Below are 5456 nucleotides of genomic sequence, written 5' to 3' on the forward strand. Positions count from 1 at the left end.
ATTACTTACTTTAAGTCTAGTATTTGTCAGTGTTACGGCTGCTTGCACACAAGATAAAAAAGATAGTGCAGTTGAAAATGGTTCAATAGAAGAACCAACCGCAAAAAATGAAAATGAAGAATTAATAAATTTTGAAGAAGAAGATATGAGCCGCTTGGAACAAGGTATTTTATTAGTTGGTGAGAGTGCTAAGGGAGGCTATTACTTGACCACCGTTCAAAGTGCATATTTAAATGATAGCAACGATTCTGTCGTTGTTAATGTCTCTGTAAAAAATGTACGAGGTCAAATGATTGGACTATCAGAATTAAAATATACCTTAAAAGATGAAAAAGACGGAAAGGCGTATGAAGGAAAGGTGCTTGACCAAAACCCTTCTGATATACAAGTTAAACCAAATGAAACGGTAGAATTGAAAATAGCTTTTGAAGTACCAGGTACCACAGATGAATATATGTTTTATATTGAAAGCTCTTTAGACCCTCTAGAAGCACACTGGAAAATTGATAAGCTGCAATCACCAAAAAACTAAGTCTAAATACAATTTGGTGGAAGTGTTCTTTAATATGAATTATATATTCGAAAAGGCTACGTTCCCTAACCAAAAACAAACATACGTTCTTTTATCATTGTATACATAATAGACCATCTTTTCAATCTCTAATTATGGAGTATATCATGTAAGAAAAAAGAGGATCTATGTCCTTATATTAGACATAATATCCTCTTCTAATTATAGTCTGTTTAACTCTGACATGACGATTTTATTCAAAGATGGATCCAAAGAAACTTTTTTTGTTTGGGTTAGTGATACAACCCAAATTACAGTAGCAAAAAATACAAATGAAGCTCAAGCTGAAGCATATAAAATAAACAATGCTAATTCCAAGCGAGCGGTTAACTTTTTTGACAAATAATTTACTTCCGCTTTCACTAATTATGTAAATGAGCTGTCCATATGGGCAGCTTATTGTATTTTTTGCTTAGCGTGGTTTTTTTCCAAAATGCTGGCGATACCCCGATAAGGTTTTTCAACAATTAAAAGATGGTGAATTTCCTATCCTCCACTCGGATCAGGGATGGCACTATCAAATGAAGGGATACCAACATGTATTGAAAGAAAAAGGAATTACACAAAGTATGTCTCGTAAAGGGAATTGTTTAGATAACGCAGTCATCGAAAATTTCTTTGGCTTATTAAAGTCTGAATTACTCTACTTACAAGAGTTCGAAAGTATGGAACACTTTAAATTAGAATTAGAAAAATATATTCACTACTATAATCATGATCGAATCAAAACAAAACTAAAAGGAATGAGCCCTGTACAATACAGAACGCATTCCTCATTAGCTGCTTAAAATATGTTTCTAACTTTTTGGGTTCACTTCAATACAGGGAGCTTTTTTATTATCAATATAATAATTTTACATACCGTAATGATTAATAAGGGGTCCTGCCAACAATGAAGAGGGAAGCTACAATAGATTTTACTTGAAGCCTGTGATATCATTTAACTTTATATAGAAAGAGGACGTGAGCAATCGTGATTACAATTAAAGCGCCTAGACCCGATATTACAATTACGAAACAGAAAGATCCGGAACTAAGTAATATGTATGGGTTTACTGATTTTCACCTAATTCCTAGAGATAAAGGTGGAATCTTTATGTTTTATAACAACAAGAATGGACTAATGTTTGTTGGTAAGGCAAGAAAGTTAAGACCAAGAATAAAAAAACATTTTGAAGATACTGTATCAGTAATCAAAGACCATAGAGATGAAGTAATCAAAATTGATGTTTGTCTTGTAGAAAACGCGATGGAAAGAGAAATTTATGAAACATATACCGCTAATAAACAAAAGTCGAAATATAATGTAGACAAAGTGTTCTTTAAATAAGTAAAAGCTCATAAAAAGGACTAATAAAATGAGACAACTTTGCCTCGGCTTATTAGTCCTTTTTTACCGCTTGCAACGTTACGTTGCACAATGATACGGATATCATTTGAGAGAAAGAACAATTTGATACGATAAAGGATGGGAATAGATTGGATAATCATAGCCAAACACCGGCGTATATATATACGTATGCATTTCGCGAAGAGGAACGTTCTTTATGTTATATGGAGATGCGCTCACTTTTTGGAACGGAATCGCACTCTAATATATTGAAAAGCACAATCAAAATTGATCCGAGCCGAAGCCCGTTTATTAAAGAACGGATTGACGTAATGTATGAAGGAGATGAACTGCCAGATATTTTGAAGCAGGTCGAACAGATTGATTTGTCTGGATCCACGTTCAAAGTCATCTTCGTTAAAATTAATGATCTTGATAAATCGAAAAAAATAGAATACGGAGAACGCCGCCTTATTGAGCGAGATATCGGCATGCATATTGAAGGTGAAGCCGATGTGCATCATCCAGAGCGTGTATTTGGCATTGTAATCATTGGCGGACGTTGGTACTTCGGAACATATATGGAAAGCGAGGCTGTTTGGTTCCATCACGTGAAAAAACCACGCAGCTATTCTACGTCACTAAGCACACGTGTAGCGAGAGCTGTTGCGAATATCGCTGTGCCAAATCCTGATGGAGTCAAAGCGATCGATCCATGCTGTGGTATTGGAACGGTAGTGGTAGAAGCACTCTCTATGGGCATTGACATCGTTGGCCGTGATATTAACCCGCTTGTTGTAATTGGATCAAGAGAAAACATCGCGCATTTTGGTTTTGAAGGAGACGTAACGGTAGGACCTATCGAAGACATTCAGACAAACTACGATGTAGCAATTATCGATATGCCGTACAATCTATTTACGTGCGCAACACCAGAAGATCAATTCTCGATTTTAAAACATGCGCGCCGTATTGCAAAAAAAGTAGTAGTTGTAACAAGCGAAACAATGGATCACATGATCGAAGAAATTGGATTTGAAATTACAGACCGCTGCGTAACAAGAAAAGGAAACTTTTCTCGGCAAATTCTTGTTTGTGAATAGGGAAGTAAGGGAAGACCAATGGGTGCATTGGTCTTTTTTTGTTTACTTTTCATTTTTAATGGGGTAGAAGTAGCATCTAACGATTTTACCGCCACATTTCCAATAAACGGAAATTACATTCGGAATATCAGGGGGGTACAGCCGAGATACGTGTAAAAATGGGTCATAGTAATGCGAGTGTCTTTTTTTGTATAATAATAGTTACATAAAAAAAGAGGTGAAATATGGTTCTGGTGCAAAAATAGCTTAATAGAAATATAGAATAGCGATATCCTGTTGATTTTAAAGATTAGGCAGCTAATCCAAACAATTTATAAATAAGTTCAAGCGTATTTTGGGCAGATTTCACCCTTTGGTGAAGTTGCCCTTTTTTTATCATATGCACAGCTTCGATGCCTCTCAAAATCAAGGTAGCTGTACGAAAAGATTTCAATCCTAACATGGAACGAACTCTCTTCTTTATAAAACGGTGATCCTGTCCCACAATATTGTTGAGATATTTACTTTTCCTTATCTGTATACCTTCAGGCATACGTTTCTCTTCTTTTAATTCTTGAATCGCCAATGGATAGGCTGGATTCTTATCTACTGTAATGACGCGAGGCTGGGACACATGTGAAGAAGCCAAGGCTTTCTTGAAAAAGCACTTGGCTGATTTCGCATCTCTAGTTTTGCTTAGGTAAAAATCAATCGTGTTCCCTTCGGAGTCTACTGCACGATATAGGTACATCCATTGTCCTTTTACTTTTATGTATGTTTCGTCAACTCTCCAGGAGTCATTTATTTGCTTGAGATGACCACGAATTCTCTTGTCCAACTCAGGACCATATTGGTGTACCCAGCGCATAATTGTTGTGTGAGCTATGGATAAACCTCGTTCCTCCATCATCTCCACTAAATCACGAAAACTAAGGCTGTACCGAAGATACCATCTCACTGTTAACAAAATAATGTCAGGTTGATAATGCTTCCACTTGAACAAATGTTTTGTTTCCATACCGATCACACACCCTTTAGAGTAGTAGTATCAGTATGTCCAAGTCTCCTAGATTTTTTGCACCAGAACCCACAGGAGCAAAAATGAGCTTGATTGCTAAGGAAGCCAGTATTAGCGAAGGACTAATTTACCGCTATTTCAATTCAAAAAAAGAATTGTTCATCACACTCATACAAGAATTGATGGAAGAAGCGAGAGGGGAACTCGAGCATGTTCAACACTTGCCTGGAACACCCTTTGAACAAATCAGAAACTTAACTGAAAACATGCTTGATAAAAATAGTAAATACGCCTTTATGCTCATTGAACGGGCTCGTAAGGATGATGATGTCCCAGAAAAGGTCACCCAGATCTTTGAACACCTTCCTACGAATGGTCTAATCGATCTGCTGGTTCCAGTCTTCATTAAAGGACAAAAATCTGGTGAATTTTCCCCAGGAGAACCACGAAAGCTGCTTATCTGGTATTTTACCATCGTCATCAGTCTTCTCACTCAGGAACAGGGGGATGAAGAGTATGGGTTGTCGGATGTGGAAGTGTTAATGCGTATTTTGGCAAAATAATTTCTAAAGAAGCTTTTGATATCTAATCTTATGCCTTCGTTCTTCCACAATCGGGCCATTTTCTTGAATAAGAGAAAGGATTATTCGTAAGTAAATCGAAGTTAATTCAGAAGATGTTATTTAGTTTAGCATCGGGACGTACTACTCAACATTAAGGAGGGAATCGATTATGAGCGACACACAGACATTACGAGGACTAACCACAGTCAGTTTTTGGGCGGATGATCTAGCAGCGGCAAAGAAGTGGTACGCCGAGCTATTGGGCATCGAACCATACTTCGAACGTCCAGGATATGCCGAGTATCGCCTTGGCGACTACCAGCACGAGCTGGGTTTGATCGATAGCCGCTACGCGCCCGATGGTTCAGTGACCGGCCCGGCCGGTGCTGTAGTGTACTGGCACGTCGACGATGTAACAGCAACTTTCAAAAAGCTGCTGTCTATGGGAGCGAAAGAGTACGAGGCACCCACAGAGCGCGGCGAGGGGTTCGTCACTGCTTCCGTGGTCGATCCCTTTGGAAACATCCTAGGCATTATGTACAATCAGCACTATTTAGAGGTTCTGGGTTCGACCAGAAAAGCGTGACCCTCGCCGGCGGCATTTACAGTTCAACGAGGCTTGGTAAGTTGCACTGTGGAGCGTAGCAATTATCTGTGTAGTGGCAACTGTCTCGATTTATGTTATGCTTACCCCAACTGTTCGGTATTCAACTACTATTCTGAAGACAAAAAGCACAAGAAAAGTAAAAAGGGCTTCACGAGGTAATAGTAGTAAAGGACTATTCCAGAATAGGGCACGATTGTGCAATAAGACTTAGATTTAAACGACTTTATTGTTATATTTTTGAGTACAGTATTTCACATCAAAAATTAAACGACTTTATTTTAACCC

6 protein-coding genes and 1 pseudogene are annotated in these 5456 nt (G+C 38.0%); 6 read left to right on the top strand and 1 reads right to left on the bottom strand.

Features of this window, described 5'->3' with window-relative positions; all coding sequences use genetic code 11:
- From LRP84_RS22035 to LRP84_RS22050, 4 genes and pseudogenes are all read left to right on the top strand, one after another.
- A partial coding sequence (locus tag LRP84_RS22035) for a DUF4352 domain-containing protein (protein ID WP_230577038.1) occupies positions 1-532 on the top strand: 532 nt, incomplete at its 5' end.
- Positions 533-1020: 488 nt separating this feature from the next.
- Positions 1021-1359, top strand: a pseudogene (locus LRP84_RS22040) (transposase); the annotation flags it as partial.
- Between the two features lie 185 nt (positions 1360-1544).
- On the top strand, positions 1545-1901 hold the full coding sequence (locus tag LRP84_RS22045) for a GIY-YIG nuclease family protein (protein ID WP_230577039.1): 357 nt from the start codon (positions 1545-1547) through the stop codon (positions 1899-1901).
- Between the two features lie 149 nt (positions 1902-2050).
- Positions 2051-3004 (top strand): TRM11 family SAM-dependent methyltransferase, encoded by a 954-nt coding sequence (locus LRP84_RS22050; RefSeq protein ID WP_097898858.1) that lies wholly within the window; start codon positions 2051-2053, stop codon positions 3002-3004.
- Positions 3005-3293: 289 nt separating this feature from the next.
- Here LRP84_RS22050 and LRP84_RS22055 read toward each other — a convergent pair whose 3' ends face one another.
- Complete coding sequence (locus LRP84_RS22055; protein ID WP_230577040.1) at positions 3294-4001, bottom strand: IS6 family transposase; 708 nt, start codon at positions 3999-4001, stop codon at positions 3294-3296.
- Positions 4002-4090: 89 nt separating this feature from the next.
- Between LRP84_RS22055 and LRP84_RS22060 the strand changes: the two genes are divergently transcribed.
- Positions 4091-4564: a TetR/AcrR family transcriptional regulator gene (locus LRP84_RS22060; protein ID WP_230577041.1), complete on the top strand. Its 474-nt coding sequence runs from the start codon at positions 4091-4093 to the stop codon at positions 4562-4564.
- Between the two features lie 169 nt (positions 4565-4733).
- Positions 4734-5150, top strand: a complete 417-nt coding sequence (locus LRP84_RS22065; RefSeq protein WP_230577042.1) for a VOC family protein — start codon at positions 4734-4736, stop codon at positions 5148-5150.
- Positions 5151-5456: the final 306 nt, after the last annotated feature.

The organism is Bacillus rhizoplanae (genome assembly GCF_917563915.1).
Taxonomy (GTDB): Bacteria; Bacillota; Bacilli; order Bacillales; family Bacillaceae_G; genus Bacillus_A; species Bacillus_A rhizoplanae.

Bases quoted from the DNA above. Each gene is read 5' to 3' on its own strand.
- LRP84_RS22065 (WP_230577042.1), top strand. From the start codon at position 4,734: ATGAGCGACACACAGACATTACGAGGACTAACCACAGTCAGTTTTTGG.
- LRP84_RS22055 (WP_230577040.1), bottom strand. From the start codon at position 4,001: ATGGAAACAAAACATTTGTTCAAGTGGAAGCATTATCAACCTGACATT.